The following is a 22,842-nucleotide window of genomic DNA, read 5'->3' as shown; positions in this document are numbered from 1 at the left end:
TTCATTGCAAACCGCAGGTTAGTAATTATCGCACCATAACAGCATTTATCGAAGAGATCGAAGACCGTAACGGTTTGACGTAGATGCTCCCGATCAGGAACTGAAGGTTGATGTTTTCCATGCGTATCAGAAGTGCGGCTCTCTCCCAAAGAAAGCTTTCTGCCAGAACCCCGGTTCTTGTCGGCCTGCTTGGAGCAACGGCCCTCGGACTGAGCGCCTGTGCACAGCAGCTTCAACCTGTTCAGCCTGTCTCCCAGCCCACAGTGGCCCATGATTTTATGGCTGCCACAGCCAATCCCATGGCATCCCGTGCTGCTTCTGATGTTCTGCAGAAGGGTGGAAGTGCAGTCGATGCTGCCATTGCGGCCCAGATGGTTCTTGCCGTGGTGGAGCCCCAGGCTTCCGGTCTGGGTGGTGGTTCCACCATCCTCTACTGGGATAAGGCGGCTGATCATCTAAGCTTCTTTGACGGTCTGGCCAGTGCCCCGGCCGGCATGCATCGGGACTACATGCATGACCGCAATGGTGTTCGGATTCCGGAAGTAACATTGCAGCGGACGGGCCGTGTGGTTGGTGTTCCCGGAACCTTGCGAACGCTGGCACTTCTGCATGAGCGCTATGGCAAGCTGCCTTGGAGCGACCTTTTCCAGCCCGCAATTTCAGCTGCCAGAGACGGCTTTCCGCTTGCCGGATATCTGCATCTTGTCCTGACCGAACGTCCGGAGCTCGCGAAGGAACCACAGTTTTCGGCATATTTTGATGCCAGCGGTCAGCCTCTGCCTAAAGGTACGATCCTGCACAATGCCGACCTGGCAGGCACGCTTGAACATGTAGCGCACGATGGGGCAGAATACTTCTATACGGGCGCTTTTGCGAAAAAGCTGTCCGCTGCGGTTACGAGCGGTGCGTATCCCGGCGCGCTGTCTCCTGCGGATTTAAAAAACTACAAGGTGCGTGAGCGGGCCCCTCTGTGTGTTACAGCCTTTAACCGTCGCATTTGCTCCGCAGCTCCCCCGGTTGCGGGCGGACTGTCCGTTCTGCAACAGCTTGCTATTCTGGATCGTCTGAACATTGGTCAGTACAAGCCGGGCAGTGTGGAAGCTGCCCATCTGCTGCTTGAAGCCTCCCGTTTGGCCGAGGCCGATCGCCGGAAATATGCTGCGGATCCGGATTACACGCGCGTGGATACGGCAGCCATGCTTGATCCAGCGTATCTCGATCGCCGGGCAAAGCTTGTTTCAACGGGTGAAGCGGCTAGCCGCGTGGTGGCAGGGCAACTTGCCGGGAAGCTGGCGCTTTTGCCATCGTCCGACCCGATGACTGTGCCTGCAACAACGCATCTGTCCATCCGTGATGCATCTGGCAATGCGCTGTCTTTCACAACCACGATCAATCTGAATTTCGGATCGGATATTATTGTGGATGGCGTCGTCCTGAACAATGCCATCACGAATTTTGCGTCGCATCCTTTCGTGAATGGGCAGCCTGCGGCCAATATTGCAGCACCGGGGAAGCGTCCTATCACCACCATGTCTCCAACCATCGTCTTTGGGCAGAACGGGCAACCTGAAGTCATCGTTGGTGCGGGCGGTGGTGCGCGGATTATTGACTCCGTCGTGCAGACGCTGGTGGGCTATCTGGCGTGGGGACAAAATATCCGCACGGCTATTGAGCAGCCTCGGATTGGCGCCCAGAACCATGCCGAGGAACTGGAGCAGGGCACATCTGCCGCCGGGCTTGCTTCCGCTTTGAGTGCCATGGGGCATCACCCGAAAATTGACGTCATGAATGCCGCCGTGCAGGGCATCACCATTCATCCGGACGGCCTTACGGGATGGGGTGACCCGCACCGTGACGGCGTGGCCGTCGGTCAGTAATATCTGCCTCGATCTGCTGGAGACCATAATGAAGCTTTCTTTCCGCGCTGCCCTCAGCGCTGCCACACTCCTGTCTCTCGCGGCCTGTGCCGAACCTGCCCAGACTGCAAAGCCTGCAGCTGTGGCAGAGGTGGATCGTGCTCTGGGTGATGGTGGGGTCAGCGATTTTTACTCACCGCCCGCTCAGGTGCCGGCAACGGTGGGTCAGATGATCCGCACGCAGCCTATTACCGATCGTCCGTTGCCGGAGAATGCAGGGCAGGCCGTGCGGACGCTTTACACGTCCATCAGTGGGGTGAATGCTCCTGATCCCGTCACGGTTTCCGGTCAGATCATCTTTCCCAAGGGTACGCCCCCTAAAGGTGGCTGGCCTGTTGTGGCATGGGAACACGGCACAACAGGGATCGCAGACATCTGCGCCCCATCCTGGCGGGGATATCTCTCCCGGGATCGTGCCTATCTGGATCATTGGCTGAAGGCGGGCTTTGCCGTTGTGGCCAGTGATTATCAAGGACTGGGAACACCGGGGCCGCATCCGTATTTGATGTACCGGCCGGAAGGCTACAGTGTTCTGAACGGGCTGCGCGCTGCTCTGGCTCAGTATAAGGGCACGCTTCAGAACCGTATCATTCTTGTTGGTCAGTCGCAGGGCGGTGGCGCTGCGTTGGGTACGGCCTGGCTTTCACCGCAATATGCACCGGATCTACATGTCCTTGGAACTGTTGCAACAGGCGTCGTAACGCAATTCAAGCTGCCGGATCATCCCAAACATGAGCCGCTTCCACGCCTGAATGTCGAACCACCGCACATGGCTGCGGCTTTTGGTATCCTGACGATTGAGGGGTCGCGGAAGAGCCTGCATCCTGAGGTGGATGTCCGTGCGAACATGACGGATAAGGGCAAGGATCTGTCTCATCAGGCCCGTCAGACCTGCCTTGGCGATCTGTTCCGGTACACGGAGGCGCATGACATCACCGAAGACAATGCGTACGCAGGTGATACATCCAGGCTTGAAGCTGACTTTCAGGACGCATTCACCATCCCGGATGCGCATATGACGATGCCGGTTTTCGTGGGTACAGGCCTCGCCGATAATGAAGCTGGTGTGGCCCAGCAGTACAACGCTGTGGCGGCCATGTGTGACGCAGGCACGAACGTAACGTGGAAGACCTATTCCGGTCTGACTCACAACGGGGCAGTAAACGGCTCTGCGGCTGATTCTGTTCCGTTTGCGCTGGCGCTGCTGAAAGGCCATCATCCGAAAGGAAACTGTGCAACGATCAAGCCCGTTTCCGAAGTGGAGAAGGCATTGCCGGGAATTCGCTGGAACAACTGAGTTCTGTCGGCCTGTGCGTTCTCCCGTCTGGGAAAGGAACGTTTATGCCGACGCTTGAAATCTGTGTTGAAGATGCCGTTGGGTTGCAGACAGCCCAGCGGCACGGCGTCTCGCGGATTGAACTGTGTTCCGCTCTGGCACTGGGTGGCCTGACCCCTTCGGCAGGGCTAATGCACCTTGCTGCAAAATCGACGGTCCCAGTTTACGCCATGATCCGCCCCCGAGAGGGCGGCTTTGTGTTTGCCGAAGCGGAAATTGATCAGATGCTGGCGGACATTGATGCCGCCCGTGCCGCAGGACTGGCTGGTGTGGTTCTCGGCGCGTCTCTGGACGATCATACGCTCGATATCACGACCCTGAAGCGTCTGTCTGAGGCCGCCGGGTCAATGGGGCGCACGCTTCATCGCGTCTTTGACCTCACGCCTAACCCGCTCATGGCCGTGGATCAGGCGGTTGAGTTGGGTTTTGAGAGAATACTGACGTCCGGGCAGGCAATTAGCGCCCCCAAGGGACATTCTGTTCTGAAGAATATTGTGCATCACGCCGCTGGGCGTATCGAAATCATGGCGGGAAGTGGTGTGCGTGTAGGAAATGCGCGTGATCTTCTGCGCGACACGGGTGTCACCAGTCTTCATGCCTCATGCCGGGGGCCATCTGTCGGGCAGGCCTGTCGCGTCTGGGACCTGGGGTTTGGGCGACTGGCGTCCCGAACCAGTGGTCGGATTATCGACCAGATGCTGGCTATTTTGGCTGAAGAAACAGCATCGGCAGATGCTTAAAGAAGAGTGACATCAGACATCACTCAACGGTTTTTATGAAAACCACAATGACGCTAACGGATTACTATAATCCGTTAGCGTCGAAGAAAAACCGAAAGCTAAATTAGCTTCAGGCTCTCTTGGCGGCCTCACGTGCGGCAAGCTTTTCTTCTTCAGTCCAGACTTTTCGCTCCCGCTTGACCTGCGGTTTGATTTGTTTGACCGGGCCACCCCCTAAGACGGGAGCGCGCATGGTGGAGTGCCGTGCGGTTTCTGAGTGCCATGGATGGTCGGTGTGAACCGTCAATGTACGACCGATTTCTCGTTCCACATCGTGCAGCCACGCACGTTGTTCGGCATCGCACAGGGTGATGGCGAAACCACTGCGTCCGGCACGCCCGGTGCGGCCGATGCGATGGACATAGCTTTCAGGCAGGCTGGGAAGATCGTGGTTGAAAACATGTGTGACGGTGTCAACGTCGATGCCGCGGGCGGCAATATCCGTGGCAACGAGGACTTGTACGGTTCCATCACGGAATGCGCTGAGTGCGCGTTCCCGCTGACCCTGGGACCTGTTGCCGTGCAAGGCTTCTGCGGTGATCCCGGCCTCGGTCAGGAAAGCACAGACCTCATTGGCAATATTCTTTTGAAGTGTGAAAACGACGGCCTGACCGACATCCTGTGTTTCAAGCTGGGCCAAGAGAGCCGTTTTTTTGTGAGCTGCATCCATAAACATCACGGACTGCTCAATGCGGTCCACTGTGGTTGATGGAGGAGCAATTTCGACTTTTACCGGATCATTGAGAAGGCTCTCAACCAGTGCCGCGATAGATTTCGGCATCGTGGCCGAAAACAGAACGGTATGCCGATCTTTCGGTAGTGTTGCGACGATACGCTCAATCGGTTTTGCGAAGCCCATATCCAGCATCTGGTCGGCCTCATCAAGTACAAGCGCTTCAAGCTGCGATAGGTCGCATAAGCCTTGCTCGATAAGATCCAGAAGCCGCCCTGGGGCGGCGACAATAATGTCCACGCCATTCTCAAGTGCATTCACCTGATGAAACTGGCTGACACCGCCGAAAATCGTCGTCACGCGAAGATTCAGATGACGACCAAAGCTCTCAAAGCCATCCGCAATCTGGGAGACAAGCTCGCGTGTCGGTGCGAGCACGAGGACGCGTGCGCCACCCTTTGGGGCTGTGCGAGGATTAGCCGCGATGCGGTGCAACAGTGGAAGAGCGAAAGATGCCGTCTTTCCTGTACCTGTCTGGGCCATGCCCAATAGGTCACGGCCCTCCAGCAGCATGGGAATTGACTGTGTCTGGATGGGGGTAGGTGTGACATATCCTTCTTCAGCCAGAGCGCTCAGAAGAGTGGGCGCCAAGCAAAGATCGGCGAAAGTCATGGACATGGACACGCGGCGCCTCCGGCGCTCAATAATGCTGCGCCTGGTTGGGCTTCGCTGTTTCAGAACGCGGAGTTCTACGGGTGATGCCGGCCTGGGTCAACGCGCTACAGCGGCTCTTTTATCTCCGTGGAAGCATCGAATTTCCAGTCATCCTTACGACTGCATTCATCCATGATCATAATTTATGATTTGGCGACATCACGCATCGCAACCACCAGATTCATATGAGAGGCCAGAAGTCGCTGGGGAAGCGTGGGGAGATAAATGCGGATGGCTTCCAGTCTTTTGGACTCTGGCAGAGTGGCAAAAGGCGGACGCGAGCCTTCGCCATCGCTGCCCGCATCGTAGCTCTTAGCGATCGCATTAATGAGAGAGGCAGGCACGGAAGCCAGTAGTGTCCTTTGGGCAGGACTTAAAACTTTATCCCGAAGAGGGCCAGATAAGGTTCGAATTTCAGCAATTTTTGGAGGTTCGTAAGGCTTCAGTTGAGACAGGGGGAATTCAACTTCCACACCATTGCTTTGCATCACATAGCCAGTGGAACCTTCAATATCCACAAGCTTGCCATCATGGGCGCCTTTAAGGTCTGAAACATGATCGCCGATTGATAACTGTGCCATGGCTAATTTCCCAGTAAGATGCGCCATAGGGGGCCATGAAATGCCTGACCGTCAAGCAGGCAACGCCATCCGAGGCGCGTTTCTTCCTCAGGCATTGGGATCGATCTCCGTTAGTTTGTGGTTGTATCCCTTCGGTGGATATTTCTGGCGGTCAGCAGTGCCGGTGTGCGCGCTCATTTTCCAAGGCTCATGCACCAGTCATTTGGGCTCGGGCACTCGATATGTTTGTGATTCGTAATTTATAAAAATAATAATAGTTTATGCTTTGGTAATTAAAAATAAATTATAAACCAAATTGCTGACGAATTTTGTGGCGATAAAGCGATTGCTTCTCGAGCTGTTCTTGCGAAAAAGGTAATCGCTTTACAAAAAGCTCATGCATAAAGTTTATTTCTTCGAGATGAGTAGCCTGATTCAATGTATGCGTCGAAGATGATTGATGTCGTCTATGGATGTTCATGGCATCGCTGACATAGACAACGCCAACGTCGTGACTATCGAGCAATTCAAGATAGACTCTCCAGTCACCAGCCACTTTCAAGGTTTTCAAATCTTTTTTGCACGTTCTGAGCGCCGCTTGCATGGCCGTTCGTTGGAAAATTGCGCCGCTGACATTAAGAACCAGATTGCGCTCAGACAGGCATGTTTGAAGAAAATCCCGCCCGCTGAACTGGCCATCATGCTCAAGAAGATTTCCAGCCGCCTCTACGCAGTATGGCTGATAGGAGGCGGAGAGAGGCGCGCCGGTCTCGTCTATTGAGCGGCTATCGCAGAACGCCATGACCGCATTCGGACACTGGTGCACAGCGTGAACAAGCTTTTCCAGAAAATGAGGATCGCAAAGGTCATCTGCTTCCGCAATCCAGACCCATTCGCCCTGTGCCTGTTTGAGTGCTTTCTGCCATTGAGCAAAGACGGACCCAGAAGAACGTCTTCCTTTAATAATACGAACGTCACGCCCCCATTCGGCGGCAGCGCCCATGGCGACTTCGATACTGTTATCCTCGGATGCATCATCAAGGACGATAATTTCCAGGACTGGGAATGTCTGCGTGAAAATAGAGACGAGCCGGGCTTCTAAATAACGCGCATAATTATACGACGGTACCACGACGGAAATTGACGGAATTTTTGGTGCGGCCAAGCGCAGGATTTGCTGGGCATAGGGGCGGAAAAGAAACGATTTTCCAAGTTTGCGTGCGGCAGCCTGTCGGGTGTTTTGACCGCGAGCTTTTGACCACTCGGCAAGCTCCAGCGCCGCCAAACTCATGGCTCTCACATCTGCGAACGGAACGACCATATTGAAAGTCGTCGGATTGTTTTGAAGGCTTTTAAGTAACTCTGGAATGCCGCCATTATCGGCAAAAGATGTGCATGGCAGGCCTGATGCCAGAGCCTCAAGGACGACGGAAGGATAGGGGTCTTCGCGGGAGGTCAAAGTAAAGACGTCCGAAGCAGACAGCCAGTCCGCAACGTTATGCACACGACCTGGCATATGGAAGGTGCCGCTTGCTCGGGCATGATCGATTTCGGTTCTCAAACCATCCTGAAGAACCGGATCAATCGCCCCGACCCATACACAGTGTGCTTGCCCGGCGAGTTTCCGCCAGAGCTGGAGAAACAGGTCAAAGCCTTTCCGCATATCCGCGTAGCCAACGCCAATGACCAGCAGATCCTGAGCGTTAAGGCCCAACTGCGATCTGAGCGCTTCCCGGGAGGACCCATTGAAGGTTGTCTGATCATACAGGCCTTGAGGCAGAATCGCTATGTGAGGATGTTTCTCTAATCCCAGGCGCGCTGCACAGGAGTGTGCGGGGACGACAATTGATTGTGCTGCCTCGCATGCGTCCCGCATGGCTTTCTGTAGATCTCGGCTTTGCAGGAGGTGAGGGAGCTCATGAATGAGGAATGTATAGGTGATTGCATTGTTATGCAGTGCAGGCGCAATGGCTGATGATGCCGCGCTGTTCAATATCGCACATTCAAAACCTTCTGCCCGCAACGTATTGAGGCGCGCCATCACGTCACTGGAGGTGGGAGACAGGATTTCAACAGGAGCAACAGCCCTGTAGTCTTCCATCATTGCGCCGCCTTCGAGGAGCACGAAGCGGATATCAACACCGAAAGATCGCCGGAATGTACGGCCTGTCTCCAGAAGGAGTTTTTGGGCTCCAGCCGGGAAGGCATCGTGGCCAATCAGCAGCAGGCGCACCTTATTTGAGGAGCTTTTAAAGCCCGTGCAGGCTCTGGCTGTTGCATTCAGATAGGCGCTGCCGAAGTGAACGTCAGGCTCCAGATAGGCACCTTCTGCCCATTCGTTCCACGCGTTAACGCAGACAATAGATTCCCCGAAGAAGCGGTGTTTCTGCGCTGAATTGACGAGGCCATTGAGCCATTTTTCATAAAGTTCCGGAGTTGAGCCGTGCATGACGAGGCCGTTGCCCTGACGTCGTGCGTCATTATCCCATGAAGGTGCCGCTGTGCGGATAAGGGGAAAAGACGGACTTGGCTGTCGGAGCGCATTTTCTACAATATCGGCGTAATCGTAGATCTGCCCTCTGAAGTCTTCGTCAAGAATTTGAACGTTTTCATTGATGAGGCGGCAGTCGGAAACAACTTTGTGCGGAGGGAACTCAATGGCTCCTTCAACACCAAAGGAATGAGGGTCTTCATCTCCAAAGGCCTGCCCCATAATAAAGATAGGGTTAATGCTGTGCCTCTCCCGAAAGAGTTCACGCCAGCGCGCAAAGACCTGCCGTGCATTGGGAATGGTTCCAGGGCGATACACCATGAGGAGGGGGCGATCCCCAATCCTGATATATCGGGGATCGTGCATATGTCTGGCGAAGCAATCTACGAGAGCGATGTCATCCGCGTCTCTGTAGTGCTGGGCAATCAGAATATCATCTTCTGACCCGTCCCAGCGGCGGCTCCAGTTCTCGTTGGCCCACATCAGGCAGAATGGAAGATCAATCTGAGGGTTGGCCAGAAGCATTTCCAGCGGCCCATCAAGCAGACGCTTTTGATTGAACCAGTAAAAATAGAAGACAAAACCTTCAATTCCGGCGGCCTTGGCCATTCTGGCCTGACGGTCGAGAAGGTCTGGAGAATTCAGAGTGTAATGGCCCAGGTCACGTGGAATGCGGGGTTGATAATGGTCTGCAAAGCGAGGGAGCGCACGCGACGTGTTGGTCCACTCCGTAAAACCCTTTCCCCACCATTCATCATTTTCTGCTGTGGCATGATATTGGGGCAAGTAATACGCAAGGACACGGGCGCGTCTGATTGCGCTTTGAGGGAGTGGGTTGAAATCCTCAAATGAAGGGCCTGGCGCGCTACGCCGCCGAACTTCCCGAAAGACTGTGACTTCATTCGCCGGGCATGATGAATGAACTCCCGAACGGTTCTTGTTTTCCAGATAGTGGAGAAGCGGATTACTGTCCGGGGCATGCCGTAGATAATTCTTGCGGTAATAAACCGGATCAAAGCCTTCGAACGGCTGCCTGGCCTCACGAAAGCCCTGGATCATGTAATGTTCCAGCGGGTCGAGACCGGCGGCGGCTACATCGGGGTAGGTTTTCAAATAGAAAGCTGGATCAAACTCAGCAATAGGCTTCAGTTTCTGTGTATGGCGGTTGAGCAGATAATGAGCGAGCGCCAGCATCCCTTGAGGGATGGCGTAGGTCTGGGTGTACCAGCCAGGATCAAACCAACCGATTGGTCGGCGGCCTTCTTTCTCACCTTTTGTGACGTAATGTAAAAGTGGGTCTCCCAGAACATCCCGATTTTGGGCGACATACCAGTGAGGATCAAAAAACGGATTGGGTTTACGACCCTCTCTCCAGCCATGCTGGTGATAATGCCGGAGAGCTGCTGTTCCGAGGTTGTGAAGGTCCGGATTGCTCTTCAGATAATATGTTGCGTCAAATACTCCCGAATACCCAAGAATTTGGAGCGCACTTGGTGCGAAGGCATCCGAGGCTGCAGAAACGGCTGGGCTGGATGAATCCGAGAGGGCGTGAAGCATGAAACGGTTTTTTACTGTTTCTTAATGAATTTCAAGTGCGTTAATTTATCGTCAATAGGAAGGGTGATTTGCCGTAGGGTGCGGAGAATGTCATACCGTCGGCCCCGAAGGGCATCGACGCCCTCCCGTCGGCATCGGAGGTGGAAGACTGATGGACCGCAGTGTGTCTTCCTTTGAGGAAGATAGTCCCGTTTACACGCATCAGACCATGTACCTGGAAGAGGGGATGGATCTGGAATGTGGCGTTCATCTTGCGCCGCTCGAAGTTGCTTACTGCACTTATGGCACCCTCGCGCCTGATCGCGGCAACGCCATACTGGTCTGTCATGCTCTGACCGGAGATCAGTATTTAGCGGAGCCTAATCCGCTGACTGGCAAACCAGGCTGGTGGAACCGCATGGTTGGGCCTGGCCTCCCAATCGATACGGACAGATTTTTTGTCATCTGCCCCAATGTATTGGGCGGGTGCATGGGATCTACCGGTCCGAAGTCCATTCGGGTAGAGACCGGGCGGCCTTGGGATAGTGAATTTCCTCCCATCACCATGCACGACATCGTCGCCTCTCAGGCATGCCTGTTGGACCATCTGGGTATCCAGCGTCTTTTCGCTGTCGTGGGCGGCTCTATGGGAGGGATGCAGGCGCTGACGTGGATTGCCGATTATCCAGAGCGCGTTTTTGCGGCTTTGCCGATTGCAACGTCGCCGTTCCACTCAGCCCAGAATATTGCATTCAACGAAGTCAGCCGTCAGGCTATTTTTGCAGATCCTGACTGGCATGATGGCCATTACAGAGACTTCGACGCCATTCCGGCGCGTGGCCTGGGGGTCGCCCGGATGATGGCCCACATTACTTATCTGTCCGAAGAGGCTCTGAGCCGGAAGTTTGGACGTAAAGTTCGAAGTGAAGCTCCAACGGCTGTGCCGGCAGCCAGCAGTCCTTCTCTGTTTGGTGAGATGTTCGAAGTTGAGAGTTATCTGCGGCATCAGGGCTCAACATTCGTGCGCCGGTTTGATGCAAATTCGTATCTGACGGTAACGCGGGCGATGGATTATTTTGATCTGGCTGCCGAGCATGATGGCGATCTTTCGGCACCGTTTCGCAAGTGCGAGACGCGTTTTTGCGTTGTATCCTTTAGTTCAGACTGGCTTTTCCCCACGTCTCAGTCCCGTCTTCTGGTGCGGGCTTTGAACAAAGCCGGCGCAAACGTCTCTTTTGTGGAAATTGAGAGCGATCGTGGGCATGACGCGTTCCTGCTGGACGAGCCTGATCTGGACCGAACGGTTCGGGGTTTCCTGAATGGTGCAGCTGAGCACGCAGGTCTGACGAAAGTGGAGGGGGTCTGATGCGGCTGGATCAGCGTCTGATTGCGGAGATGATTCCAACCCGGGCTCGCGTTCTGGACGTCGGCAGTGGCGACGGTACGCTCATCGATTATCTGTACCGGACGCGAAACTGCGACGCCCGTGGCATTGAAATCGACATGCAGAGCGTGACGCAGTCCGTTGCCCATGGCCTGCCGGTTATGCACGGAGATGCAGATCACGATCTGTCTTATTATCCCGATGACTCGTTTGACTATGTTGTTCTGCAAAGAACACTTCAGGCTGTTGAGCGTCCCCGGGAAGTGTTACGGCAAATGTTGCGGATAGGGCGCCATGCGATCATCTCCTTTCCGAATTTTGGTCATTGGAGACTACGTTTACAGCTCCTGACCACCGGTCGCATGCCGATGACATCAGTATGGAGTACACCTTGGTATTCCACGCCCAACATCCATCCATGCACCATTCGGGATTTTCTCGCGTTATGTGAGGAGGAGGGTTACATTGTGCAGCAGTGGCTCGCCATTGACGAGGACGGATTGAAGGCTCCGTGGCGCCGCTCAATCCGCTTCGCAAACCTTTTCGGTGAACAGGCGCTTTTTCTGCTGCGGCGTGGGTAGAGGGGCAGTTCTTTTCTCTCTGTGCATCATTGATGCGCAGGAAGTTCGCGATTTTGCAAAACGCGTTAAATAATAATGATTTTTTAGAAATTGGACCTCTCAACTCCCTTGCAGGTCAAGGGAAGCTGCCCTACATCCGTTTGCAGATATCCTTGTGTGAAAGCAGGGGGATGCTGACGGTCTCTTCGTCATGCTGGTCGATTGAGCACAAGGTGCTTTGCTTCTCTGACTTTGGTGGGAAAAGTGAAGTGGGCAATGTGCGGAGCCTTTCAGGCTCGCGCTCATGTCCAGTTGTGTGTCTGCGTCTCAGTTTGAAGGTTCGTCTTTCATCAACTTTCTAGGCTCAAAGCAGGCATTTTATTCGTGCATTCCAAGGTGCGAACTAGCTGTGCGAGCCAGGCCTTGTTATCCCTCAGGAGGGGTCCATGACCAGTTTCGCAGAGCTCAAACTCGCCGAGCCACTTCAGAAGGCACTTGCTGAAGAAGGTTATACCACGCCAACGCCTATTCAGGCGGGCTCTATTCCTTACCTTCTGGAAGGCCGTGATCTTCTTGGTCTGGCCCAGACCGGCACGGGCAAAACAGCTGCGTTCGCGCTGCCAATTCTGGACTACCTGCTGCGGCATCGCCGCCCGGCAGCTCCCAAGAGTGTCCGGGTGCTGGTTCTGGCGCCGACGCGTGAGCTGGCTTCCCAGATCGACGAGAGTTTTGCTGCATACGCCCGCCATATGAAGCTGACTCATGCAGTCGTGTTCGGTGGGGTGGGGCAGGGACGCCAGGTCGAGGCAACGCGGCGTGGCGTGGATGTTCTTGTGGCTGCGCCGGGCCGTCTGCTGGATCTGGTTGGGCAGGGTCACATCGACCTTTCTGCCCTGGAGGTTCTGGTGTTGGACGAAGCCGATCGTATGCTCGACATGGGCTTCGTTCGTGATATCCGCCGCATCATGGCTCTCTTGCCTGCGCGCCGTCAGACGGTTCTGTTCTCGGCAACAATGCCGCAGTCCATCAGCGATCTTGCGCATTCCCTGCTGAAGGACCCTGCTACTGTTCAGGTAACGCCTGAATCAAGCACGGTTGATCGCATCCGTCAGGCCGTAATGTTCGTGGAGACGGATAAGAAAAAGGATGCGACACTGATGCTCGTTGAGAGCTCAAATGTCGTACGTGCAGTCGTGTTCACGCTGATGAAGCATGAAGCGAACAAGGTTGCGGAATTCCTGAACAAGAACGGCATTACGTCCGAAGCACTGCACGGGAACAAGTCCCAGGGGGCGCGTGAACGTGCCATGGCTGGCTTCCGCAACGGGACGATCAAGGTTCTGGTCGCAACGGATATTGCCGCCCGTGGCATTGACGTTGATGATGTTTCTCACGTCTTCAATTACGATCTGCCAAACGTCCCTGAATCTTACGTTCATCGTATCGGTCGTACCGCGCGTGCAGGCCGTGATGGCTGGGCAGTATCGCTCTGTGATGCAGAGCAACGCGCATGGCTTCGGGATATTGAGAAAAAGATCGACAAGGCTATTCCTGTCGTAACTGATCATCCCTACCACTCTGACGCTGCTCAAAACTCTACAATGCGTCCACCAGTACTTGGTGGTGGTCGTGGCGGCGGCGGTCAGCGAGGTGGTGGAAATGGTGGCGGTCGCCGTCGTTCCGGCCCTCCTGCTGGTGGACGTAGTGGCGACGCCGCTCGCCGTGGCGGCGGTGGTGGCCGTCCGACGGGGCGTCGTTGATCTGCTGGCAGGTAAGTATGAAGTGATTGCGTGCAATCCTCAGAGAGTTTTTTTACGTCTCCGCCCGAGCAATCGGGCGGAGATTTTTGTATCGGTTTGGTTGAAAATTTTTTTCAAATAAAAATATAATACTATTACTAAGTATTTTATTTGACTTTCAAGTCATGTTCGCCATATCTATTCTGCATAATTAATATATTTTTTCGTGATAACATGTAATAAATTTACATGTTATCATTAACAACAAAAACCAAAATATTTTAAACTAATTAATTCTCGAATCCCAAAGTTGGGAGAGATTAAATTGATGGATACTTAAAAATAATGAAATAAATTAAATATTCCGTATGAATTATTAATGTTTGCGCTTTCATTTAAAAGCGCAAACATTAATAATTTACTTTAAATAATTGCAGTTAGGGGGATTTTTCACATCAATCCATTAAATTCAAAAAACAGACTGTTAGCGTGCAATCCAAGCTGCCGTGATCGCTGGACTTATGAGGGTGCTGATCAGCTGATTAAACTTGTAGAAACGGTCAGTCTTGGCGTTCGCGATCAGGATCACGTCCTTGCTCTTGATGGGTATTCGCTGGGCGAGGAAGTAGCTTGAAGGGTTCATCATATCTAGCTTGTAGATTACGGGAATACCCTGGAGCGTTTCAGGCGTCTGCAAATGTAGAGCTTTAGCAGCTACAGTATCTTCGAAACGGAAAAGGAAAACAGCGTTAGGATCCGCCAAGCTGTCATTTGGCCCCCCAACGCGTGCGATTGCTTCTGCGAGATTTACAGTAGGAGAATTAAAATCAACTTGCATGGCATTCTTGGAAGCTGCGCCAAACACCGTATAGCTACGGGGCTGATAGACAACATGAATGCGATCGCCAGGCCTCGCTGGAATATCTTCCTTGGGATAGGTCTCTAGCGTTCCTAGATCCGTCCCCCCAGACTTATTGCCGCGAACGAGTTGAACGAATGTATCTTCGGGAGGATAGTTTGCGCCTCCAGCAATGGCGACAACGTCCGAGAGGCGTTCCTGTGCTGTGCTCAGTAGAACCCGTCCTGGATGATGAACAGCCCCAGAGATGATGACGGTATTGGAAATGTCGGTACCGATATGGACCATCACCTCTGCGTTCTGAGATTTCCCCGTTAGTGCCGTACGAATTTTCTCTGCAAGATTTTGAGGAGTCATCCCGACGACATGCAGACGTCCCACGTAAGGGATGGTTAGTGTTCCGTCAGCTTCCACTTCAGTGGGCGGAAGGGTCTGGTGAGTTACACTTCCCGTGGCGCCAGATGCAGCTGAGAGATCAGTATTGGAACTGACGCTTGGGGCCGCGCCCGAAAACAGGCCGCTTCCGAGTTCGAAGACCGTAATGTTGAGCACGTCCCCTACGCCGATACGGTCATTAGGTATCAGACGTGAACTATCAGCATAAAGGGATGAGATCAGCGGAGGCTGTTCGGTTGCGAGCACCTTCGTGACTTCAGGTGTGACTTGCGTAACAAGGAAACCCAGAGGGTTCTTGTTTTTGTCGGTAGCCGCTTTCAGCACAACACTCTCGGTGGGTGCATTCCCCGGGAGTGCGCTGCAGCCGCTAAGCGACAGGGCGCCGAGTAGTAGTGCCATTCTGAGGGGTGAGCGGTTGCTACTGGGAAAACAATCGACACGCATAGAGTAGAGAAGCCTTCGAATGGGAGAAAGAGAGGGTGTGCTCACGTGGCGGCCATGCTGTTATAGAAGGATGCCAGTCGTTGGCTATAGGCCCCTACTAAGAAAGAGATCTCGCTTTCGATTTTTCGTAGTGCCCGATCGTTCTTAACTGACAGGAAACGACACTACATCTACCTGAAATACGGTCAAAGAATGATCGCGCTGGTCCTATATGTGGTCATCTCCGTTGCGATATAGCTCATAATTTCAGGGTAAACCTATTGGTTTTGAGCTACGCCCTATGATTTCATTTCTTCTGTTCTGAGGGGATGAATGGCAATATGAAACGGTGTGGTTTCTTTGATCTTGAAGAGCGACAGGTTTACCTAAGTGCACACGGCGACTAGGCGCTGAACTTCACGGCAGTCACGCAGCATGGGAACCGAACAGCCGTCGGCGATTCTTGCTATCATTATGGGAAGGCCGGAGAGCTGTATTAGTAGATAGAATACGAGCTTCCGGCAAACTGTCCTTTGTAACGGTACGATTTTAAGGCGGGTATAATTGAATTAAGTTTTGTTTGGCTTTGGTTCTGACGGGCCAGAGACAGGAACTTGATATTTAATTACAATGCTTGTAGCGCAACTTTTTTGTACTTTCCTTTTGAAGTGCAAAGATAAAGATTGTCGTCATCCCATGTTACTTGCCCCTTTTTGCATTCTGTTGCCGGTTTAGGAGACGAAGTGGCAATGAGGCGCAAACCTTGAATATCCAGGTAGCCGTTCTTGTCGAGGTGAGACGTTTCAGTGTGTTGCTGGTCAAACGTTTCCAGGAAAAAGCCAGCTTCGGTGGGCTGTGTCTTATAAAGTTGAATCATGTTTGTTGCATTGCGGATTGAGATTCCTGTCGTCCAGGGAAGCCACGAATGGTCGTAAGCGACATGCATGATGTCCAGTGCGACCGAATTTGTCTGGTTCCCGGGCGCGCCTCCACCAGTTAGGAATAGTCCGCGGGACCATTTCCCATCCATTACTTTGCCATTAAAATTGACATCAACTTCCATGTCTGTTGCAGAATTGGTGCTGAGATTCAGAACATCGTTGTCAATTTCTGAACTGATGGACGTGTTTTTGCCACCGCCCGTCCCGGAATCCATGCCTCGGTAGATGCAGGCAACCCAGTTTCGGTCTGGATTGGAATTGTGAGGGTTAGGGCGATTGGGGCGGCACTCTAAAGAAACAGCCTGTGTCGTAACGTGGTCTTTTTGCGGAAGTGCCGCGGGATCAAATACATATTTGAGATTAGAAGTAACATTCCACGGATTTGTATAAGTTGCGTTGAATGTTCCGTGCCCGTTTTCCGGAGTACCAATACCTGGACCAGAGAAAATATTACCATTCAAATGATAGGTGCCAAGCGTATTGCTGGGGAGCGCCTTGGAGAGGTGGTATCCTTCGGATGAAGGTGGAAAATAAACATCCGGGGCGGATGTCGTGGCGAAAGCTTTTTCTATTTCCGTTTTATCGGAGGCTACTCCTCGAAAATTTTCTGACTTTCCGTGTTCGGTGATGACCACAGGCTGCCCGAACGCGCCACCTGAGGCGCCAAGGGATGTCGTGATTGCAATAATTAATGTGAGCTTTCTCTTCATGATGTCATCCGTCCGTTGAGATAGGGCGCTAATGTCCCGGTTGCCGGTACGTTTCTCTGATCTTGACGAATAATCGCATGATAAGTTTCACGGAAGCTTTGGCGAGCGATGATTACTCCTGCTCCGAGCGAAGATATCAGAAGGGCAGGAGGTGCTTCCTGAAGGGGGCACCTCCTGTTTGATCTGTCAAATTGTTGCAGGATAGTCAGGAGAAAATGAAGGAATCAATTCCAGTCGAAGGAATGGCTCATCAAACCGAGAGGTTGGCCGAATCATCCATAGTATTATCGTTGATGATGCTGCTTTCGGTCATGAACCCGTAAACTTTGTCGACGATGTCGAGTTTTGTTTTGCGGGCAGTTGGTGCGTGATCGTGGAAGGTTTCCGTCTTCTTATTCCAGTCATAGGAGAAAGTGAAATCATGCATGCCTATAATATCGAAGCCAGAACCCATCTCGATCAGCGATAGGTGTTTGACGTCATAATAAGGGACGCTTACGGACGCACAAAGGCCGCGTGCCCCCATCATCGACGCGACAAGGTGGGCATGAAAACGTGTTGAGAAAACAAAATCGTTAGAGCTGATTTGGAAACCATTTTTCCAGAGGTCATTGAAGTCCCGGACAACAATATCGGTCCGTCTGGAGATGCTGACTACCTTGTCAATGATGATGTGGTCAGAGATGGCGTCCAGAGTCAGGAACTCAATGCCATTCTGTGCCTGGGGGCAATGTTCGATAAGCTTTAGGAGAAAGGAAACGACAAGGAAGGGGTTGCTTCCCGGCTGGGCAGAGATAATTAACTTACCCGGTCTGTTCTTATCACTTTGAGGTATAGGAGAGAGGAAGACATCGTCACACGAAAAGGATGCTTTGTTTTTCAGGCCCCAATGAATCAAGCGCTGATAACTTTTTTTGTCTCGCACATCGATCCATGAGAAAACCTTGAAGAATTCTCCGATGATGCGCTCGTATGCTTGATCGATAGGCTCTAGACCAAGGCCTGTCCCGAAAAGCTCAAACCCGGCTTCTTTCTTTAACTTTGCTAGAATTGCGATAATTGCATAGTTGAAATAAAATTCACTATTCATGTAACCGCCGCCAATCATGTGAACGCAGCGTGCCGATTTAATTAATTCGAGACCATTTGCGAATGCAACTCCGCCATCTCTCTGAAAGCCAAGGTCGAGGATGTAATCAATCCCCTTGTCGATGGAATTCCGGGATGCAGTCCATAAAGTGTCGGTAAATTTTATATTTTTGTAGTCTTTGAATGCTACCGCAGATACGCCCGGATTGCATGTATCGACCCAGATTTCTTCAAGAGGAAACTTGCTCGTTAAGAAATTAATCCATGTTTTGGCTATTAATTCATCACCAAAATTCAGATAACCAGAGTGACAAACCAAATATATCATAATGTTTCCACTGCTACGGGTGATTTTTTCGATTTTCTATCATTTATAAAAATATTAAAAGACATGATATAATTTGTTTCATAATAATTTTTTTTGTTAAATAGAGCGATAAACTGAAGTTTCTCACCGGTAAATTTTATTTAATCCTGTGTGTTTTTGTTGTGTTCTTGTGGGGGGGGTCTAAGTTTTATATTTTTCAAGTTTTCTAGATGTTAAGCGTCAAGTTATTCTATGTAGTTTTGGAGTTTTAATTTTAATATATGAAAGTAATATACAGGTTCGATAGAATTTATTTATTAAAACTATTTTTTTATTCAAAAAATAATATTTTCTTGGAAAGGGAGCTCTAGTGGTTATTTTCTGTCTGAAGTTCATAATTCGACAGGTGTAGCGACTTTGGAAAAACTTGGGGCAGGGATGCTTGCGGGGCCGTCTACGAATTCGATGAGACGAAAGATCGCGCTTGTGCGCGTAGTCTAGAGCAGTCGTGATTTTTTAGGTCGTTACGAATTTGTGAGACATAACGCATTGGAATTCCGGCATTAATTTCACGTAAATAAAATAATTTTTATTCAGGAGTTTGCTGGCCAATGGGTCTTTGGGTTTTCCAGGGCGGAACTGGAGAATGAGGCGCTACGTCGTTTTGGGTGCTGACGAAATTATTATTAAAGGCTTTCTGGTGAAATGTTCTTCAACTTGACCTAGGAAAAGACGAATGCGACAATCTTTTTCTCTATGAGAAAGTTCAGGCTCGCTTCGAAGGGGCTGAATTTTCAAGGCGAGCCTTGCAGTTAGGGGTATGTAAAGAGGTTGCGGCGAAGGCGGGTCCTGCTTTGGAAGCCATGTCGTGCATGATATTTCTGGTGTCGTTCGTGCCCCATTCCGTTCTTTTGAATGTTGCGGTTTGTGTTTCTGGCAGCCCGTTGTAAAGGTCGTCTTTGTTCATGAGTAATGTCAAGAAACTTGTCTCAGACTATTTGTTTCTAGGGTTTGTTGTTGTTCCGACACTGCTTTCAATTCTCTATTTCGGGTTTCTTGCGTCGGATGTTTATATTTCAGAATCGCGCTTTGTTGTGCGGTCTCCTGAAAAGCCTTCGATGAGTGGGTTGGGCGTCATGTTCAAGAGCGCTGGAATTGCCAACTCCAGCGATGAGGCATACGCCGCTGACGATTACATTATTTCTCGTGATGCGCTGCATTCCATCAACACGGACAATGCATTTGTTCGTGCGTACAGTGATCCGCGTGTTTCAGTCTTCAATCGCTATGATCCGGTGAAAATCTCTTCGTCTTTCGAGGATCTGTATCTTTATTTTCAACGTAAAGTTAAGGTTGACAATAATTCCACAACCGGAATTACAACTCTGACGGTGCGGGCTTATCAACCCCAGAATGCTCAGAAGTTCAACGAAGAACTACTGAAAATGGCTGAAGACACTGTTAACCATTTGAACGAGAGGGCGCGTTCAGATCTGATCCAGTTTGCAACGCGCGAAGTGCGAGAGGCGGAGGCTGCTGCTCAGAAAGCTGCAATTGCTATCGCCGATTACCGGAATAGCCACAGGATCATGAATCCGGAGCAGCAGGCATCCGGGCAGCTGCAGATGCTTTCCAAGTTCGAAGATGCGTTGATTGCAACACGCGCCCAACTTGCGACGATGCAGAAAACGACGGCTAACAATCCCGGTATTGCAGTTCTTCAGAACCGCATCATGAGTCTCTCAAAAGAGATGACAAATGAGGTTACGAAAATTTCTGGCACTGACGGTTCTCTTGCATCCAAAGCTTCAGATTATCAGGGACTGATCCTTGCTGACCAAATTGCGGGTAAGCAGCTTGCCGCAGCCGTTTCCTCCCTTGAGCAGGCACAGATGGAGGCGCGGCGCCAGCAAAGCTATGTTGAGCGGATTGCTCAGCCCAGTCTGCCTGACGCATCTGAGGAGCCTTATCGTATGAGGGATATTTTTGCGACATTCCTCATGGGGCTCATTCTATGGAATATTGCCCGGATGCTGAATGCAAGCGTTCGCGAACATATGGATTGACGGCCATGACTTCGCATGGCTCTTTTGCCCGCTCTTTCGTTATCCAGCGGCGTGTTATCTGGGCGCTCTTTCTGCGTGAAACCCTGACACGTTATGGGCGGCACAACATTGGTGTGCTGTGGCTCTTCGGCGAACCGATGCTGTTTACGCTGGGAATAACGACGCTCTGGACGCTGGGGCACATGTCTCACGCGTCTAACATTCCTATCGTGGCTTTTGCCCTGACCGGATATTCTACCGTTCTTGTATGGCGTAATATGCCAAACCGCCTGAATAAGGCGGTGGAGATTCATCTTGGCCTTATGCACCACAGGAATGTCAGGCCCATAGATATTTATGCGGCGCGTCTGCTTCTGGAAGTGGGAGGCGTTACCACGTCATTTGTGGTTCTCTCAGCCCTGTTCTGTAGCATAGGCTGGATGGACCCTCCTGAGAACATTCTGGAAGTTATAGGGGGGTGGGTACTGATGGTCTGGTTCGGGGCGAGCCTGGCGATCCTTGTCGGCTCCATCAGCGAGCATTCAGAACTCTTCGAGAGGCTCTGGCACCCCATAACCTATCTTATGATTGGATTTTCAGGGCTTGGCTTTCTGGTTGATGCCATGCCTGCTGCATCGCAGTACTATCTCTTGATGATCCCGATGGTGAACTGTTCCGAAATTATCCGAGACGGGTATTTCGGCTCTCTTTTTACCGCACATTTTGATGTGATGTACGTTGTGATCTGGAACATCATTCAGTCTTTTTTTGCGATGATTGGCGTGAGGTTTGTTTCCCGAGGCATGACGCTGCAATGATCGAGTTCCGGGATGTTCGTAAAAATTATCATGTTCGAGGAGGGATCAATCGGGTTCTTAGGGGAGCCGATCTCTTAATCCGTCCAGGAGAGAAGGTTGGAATTCTCGGTCGGAATGGCGCAGGCAAGTCGACTACAATTCGTCTTCTGAGCGGTTCGGAGCTGCCAACTTCCGGCACGGTCGAGCGGCAGATGTCCGTCTCGTGGCCTTTAGCGTTCGGTGGCGCTTTCCAAGGTGCTCTGACTGGTAGGGATAACGCGAAGTGCATTTCACGCATCTATGGGCGAGAAATTGAAGATACTCTGCAGTTTATTCAAGATTTTGCCGAACTTGGCCTTTATTTTGACGAACCAGTAAGGACCTATTCGTCGGGAATGGCTGCGCGTCTGGCGTTCGCCATCTCGATGAGTATTGAGTTCGACTGCTTTCTCATTGATGAAGTCGTCCATGTTGGAGATCACAAATTTCATGAAAAGTGCCAGATCGAGCTTTTTGAAAAACGGGCGAACCGGGCACGAGTTATCGTTTCACATAACGAGGATTTTGTCCGAGAGCATTGTGAGCGGGCATATGTGCTCAAAGATGGTCTGTTTCACTCGTTCGAAGACGTTGATGAAGCGATCGATTTTCACATTAACACCCTGCATGGAAACAATGGCTCTGGGGATATGAGTAAGCCGACTGTTGCCGTGCCACGACACGATCCGAATTCGATTTATGTTCCTCATCCAGCGACCGAACGTCGGTCGGATGTGCTTGAGGGAACCCAGATTACGCTATCAATCCCCCCGTCTTCCATTTTCCCAGACTGCAGACATGAAGCATGGCTTTATCGGCCCGCTGGGTATGATGGGCATAGTCCTCTGCCATTGATGGTATTTCAGGACGGATGGTGGTTCAAAGCCGATGATGGTCCGTGGCAGGTACCCGTAGTTTTAAATAATCTGATAGCGGATGGCCTGCTTCCACCTATGGCTGTGTTGTTTGTGGAGGCGGGGAAGCCGAACCAGAAGCACGGACTGGCGAGCGAGCAACGTTCCTTCGAATATGACAGTTTGACGGACCATTATGTGCGTTTTCTGGACGAAGAGGTTTTCCCCGAGGTTCGCAAGCACGTCACGATCATGGACGATCCCGCCCAGCGCGCGATCGGGGGTTTTAGCAGTGGGGGCATCTGTGCGTTCACGGCCGCATGGCAGCGTCCAGACGTGTTCGGGAAGGTCTTTTCTGCTTGCGGCAGTTTCGTAGATATCCGCGGGGGCGGGGCGTACCCGGATATCATCATGCAATCCGATCCCAAGCCCTTGCGGGTATTCCTGCAGGTGGGGATCAATGCCCGACTGTCCGGTCGCTTTGAAGGGCTGGACTGGCCAGCAGGAAATCGCACTATGGCCAGGGCTCTGGCCTTCAAGGGGTATGACTATCAGTTGGTGACCGGGGAGGGAGATCTTTCTCATGTTCATGGAGCCTCCATCCTTCCGGACGTCTTGCAATGGCTGTGGCGTTAAGGGCTCGGTTTTTGGTAGCTCGTTGACGAATTTTCTGAATGCCTCGGATGCGTCAATC

General features: G+C 51.9%; 15 protein-coding genes. 9 read left to right on the top strand and 6 right to left on the bottom strand.

Going from position 1 to position 22,842, the window contains the following annotated elements:
• The first annotated feature begins 110 nt into the window (after positions 1-110).
• The 3 genes from ggt to KP705_RS06840 are packed head-to-tail and all read left to right on the top strand — an operon-like array spanning position 111 to position 3,992.
• Entirely contained in the window at positions 111-1,877 is a 1,767-nt protein-coding gene (ggt, locus tag KP705_RS06850; protein ID WP_235271795.1) for a gamma-glutamyltransferase, read from the top strand.
• A 28-nt stretch (positions 1,878-1,905) separates the two neighbouring features.
• Positions 1,906-3,213: a lipase family protein gene (locus KP705_RS06845; protein WP_200898350.1), complete on the top strand. Its 1,308-nt coding sequence runs from the start codon at positions 1,906-1,908 to the stop codon at positions 3,211-3,213.
• Between the two features lie 44 nt (positions 3,214-3,257).
• On the top strand, positions 3,258-3,992 hold the full coding sequence (locus KP705_RS06840; protein ID WP_046901318.1) for a copper homeostasis protein CutC: 735 nt from the start codon (positions 3,258-3,260) through the stop codon (positions 3,990-3,992).
• 109 nt (positions 3,993-4,101) lie between these two features.
• Here KP705_RS06840 and KP705_RS06835 read toward each other — a convergent pair whose 3' ends face one another.
• The 3 genes from KP705_RS06835 to KP705_RS06825 form a co-directional block, all read right to left on the bottom strand.
• Positions 4,102-5,382, bottom strand: a complete 1,281-nt coding sequence (locus KP705_RS06835; RefSeq protein WP_215764214.1) for a DEAD/DEAH box helicase — start codon at positions 5,380-5,382, stop codon at positions 4,102-4,104.
• Between the two features lie 179 nt (positions 5,383-5,561).
• Complete coding sequence (locus tag KP705_RS06830) at positions 5,562-6,026, bottom strand: hypothetical protein (protein ID WP_215764213.1); 465 nt, start codon at positions 6,024-6,026, stop codon at positions 5,562-5,564.
• A gap of 256 nt (positions 6,027-6,282) precedes the next feature.
• A complete protein-coding gene (locus tag KP705_RS06825; protein ID WP_215764212.1) occupies positions 6,283-10,026 on the bottom strand; it encodes a glycoside hydrolase family 99-like domain-containing protein in 3,744 nt (1,247 codons plus the stop codon).
• Between the two features lie 151 nt (positions 10,027-10,177).
• Here KP705_RS06825 and KP705_RS06820 point away from each other — a divergent pair, with 151 nt between their 5' ends.
• From KP705_RS06820 to KP705_RS06810, 3 genes are all read left to right on the top strand, one after another.
• A complete protein-coding gene (locus KP705_RS06820) occupies positions 10,178-11,371 on the top strand; it encodes a homoserine O-acetyltransferase (protein ID WP_215764211.1) in 1,194 nt (397 codons plus the stop codon).
• Positions 11,371-11,970: a methionine biosynthesis protein MetW gene (metW, locus tag KP705_RS06815; RefSeq protein WP_064273068.1), complete on the top strand. Its 600-nt coding sequence runs from the start codon at positions 11,371-11,373 to the stop codon at positions 11,968-11,970. Before KP705_RS06820 ends, metW begins: the two co-directional genes overlap by 1 nt.
• A gap of 425 nt (positions 11,971-12,395) precedes the next feature.
• The gene (locus KP705_RS06810; protein ID WP_046901324.1) at positions 12,396-13,709 is read left to right on the top strand and encodes a DEAD/DEAH box helicase; all 1,314 of its coding nucleotides are present in this window, start codon (positions 12,396-12,398) and stop codon (positions 13,707-13,709) included.
• Between the two features lie 463 nt (positions 13,710-14,172).
• Here KP705_RS06810 and KP705_RS06805 read toward each other — a convergent pair whose 3' ends face one another.
• From KP705_RS06805 to KP705_RS06795, 3 genes are all read right to left on the bottom strand, one after another.
• Positions 14,173-15,267: a polysaccharide biosynthesis/export family protein gene (locus tag KP705_RS06805; protein ID WP_308267191.1), complete on the bottom strand. Its 1,095-nt coding sequence runs from the start codon at positions 15,265-15,267 to the stop codon at positions 14,173-14,175.
• 724 nt (positions 15,268-15,991) lie between these two features.
• Complete coding sequence (locus KP705_RS06800; protein WP_046901326.1) at positions 15,992-17,017, bottom strand: hypothetical protein; 1,026 nt, start codon at positions 17,015-17,017, stop codon at positions 15,992-15,994.
• A 250-nt stretch (positions 17,018-17,267) separates the two neighbouring features.
• On the bottom strand, positions 17,268-18,434 hold the full coding sequence (locus KP705_RS06795) for a polysaccharide pyruvyl transferase family protein (RefSeq protein ID WP_215764210.1): 1,167 nt from the start codon (positions 18,432-18,434) through the stop codon (positions 17,268-17,270).
• A 944-nt stretch (positions 18,435-19,378) separates the two neighbouring features.
• Here KP705_RS06795 and KP705_RS06790 point away from each other — a divergent pair.
• The 3 genes from KP705_RS06790 to KP705_RS21105 are packed head-to-tail and all read left to right on the top strand — an operon-like array spanning position 19,379 to position 22,784.
• Positions 19,379-20,479, top strand: a complete 1,101-nt coding sequence (locus KP705_RS06790; RefSeq protein WP_046901329.1) for a capsule polysaccharide export protein — start codon at positions 19,379-19,381, stop codon at positions 20,477-20,479.
• Positions 20,480-20,484: 5 nt separating this feature from the next.
• On the top strand, positions 20,485-21,276 hold the full coding sequence (locus KP705_RS06785) for an ABC transporter permease (protein WP_046901330.1): 792 nt from the start codon (positions 20,485-20,487) through the stop codon (positions 21,274-21,276).
• The gene (locus KP705_RS21105) at positions 21,273-22,784 is read left to right on the top strand and encodes an ATP-binding cassette domain-containing protein (protein WP_203547561.1); all 1,512 of its coding nucleotides are present in this window, start codon (positions 21,273-21,275) and stop codon (positions 22,782-22,784) included. The genes KP705_RS06785 and KP705_RS21105 overlap by 4 nt, the downstream gene beginning before the upstream one ends.
• Positions 22,785-22,842: the final 58 nt, after the last annotated feature.

Source organism: Gluconobacter sp. P1D12_c (genome assembly GCF_018812105.1).
Lineage (GTDB): Bacteria > Pseudomonadota > Alphaproteobacteria > Acetobacterales > Acetobacteraceae > Gluconobacter > Gluconobacter oxydans_A.
The sequence above is the reverse complement of the archived record's forward strand: the minus strand, read 5'-3'. Positions and strand labels throughout refer to the sequence as shown.

Excerpts from the sequence above, each read along its gene's own strand:
- ggt (WP_235271795.1), top strand. The coding sequence starts at position 111 with ATGTTTTCCATGCGTATCAGAAGTGCGGCTCTCTCCCAAAGAAAGCTT.
- KP705_RS06845 (WP_200898350.1), top strand. The coding sequence starts at position 1,906 with ATGAAGCTTTCTTTCCGCGCTGCCCTCAGCGCTGCCACACTCCTGTCT.
- KP705_RS06840 (WP_046901318.1), top strand. The coding sequence starts at position 3,258 with ATGCCGACGCTTGAAATCTGTGTTGAAGATGCCGTTGGGTTGCAGACA.
- KP705_RS06835 (WP_215764214.1), bottom strand. The coding sequence starts at position 5,382 with ATGTCCATGACTTTCGCCGATCTTTGCTTGGCGCCCACTCTTCTGAGC.
- KP705_RS06830 (WP_215764213.1), bottom strand. The coding sequence starts at position 6,026 with ATGGCGCATCTTACTGGGAAATTAGCCATGGCACAGTTATCAATCGGC.
- KP705_RS06825 (WP_215764212.1), bottom strand. The coding sequence starts at position 10,026 with ATGCTTCACGCCCTCTCGGATTCATCCAGCCCAGCCGTTTCTGCAGCC.
- KP705_RS06820 (WP_215764211.1), top strand. The coding sequence starts at position 10,178 with ATGGACCGCAGTGTGTCTTCCTTTGAGGAAGATAGTCCCGTTTACACG.
- metW (WP_064273068.1), top strand. The coding sequence starts at position 11,371 with ATGCGGCTGGATCAGCGTCTGATTGCGGAGATGATTCCAACCCGGGCT.
- KP705_RS06810 (WP_046901324.1), top strand. The coding sequence starts at position 12,396 with ATGACCAGTTTCGCAGAGCTCAAACTCGCCGAGCCACTTCAGAAGGCA.
- KP705_RS06800 (WP_046901326.1), bottom strand. The coding sequence starts at position 17,017 with ATGAAGAGAAAGCTCACATTAATTATTGCAATCACGACATCCCTTGGC.
- KP705_RS06795 (WP_215764210.1), bottom strand. The coding sequence starts at position 18,434 with ATGATATATTTGGTTTGTCACTCTGGTTATCTGAATTTTGGTGATGAA.
- KP705_RS06790 (WP_046901329.1), top strand. The coding sequence starts at position 19,379 with ATGAGTAATGTCAAGAAACTTGTCTCAGACTATTTGTTTCTAGGGTTT.
- KP705_RS06785 (WP_046901330.1), top strand. The coding sequence starts at position 20,485 with ATGACTTCGCATGGCTCTTTTGCCCGCTCTTTCGTTATCCAGCGGCGT.
- KP705_RS21105 (WP_203547561.1), top strand. The coding sequence starts at position 21,273 with ATGATCGAGTTCCGGGATGTTCGTAAAAATTATCATGTTCGAGGAGGG.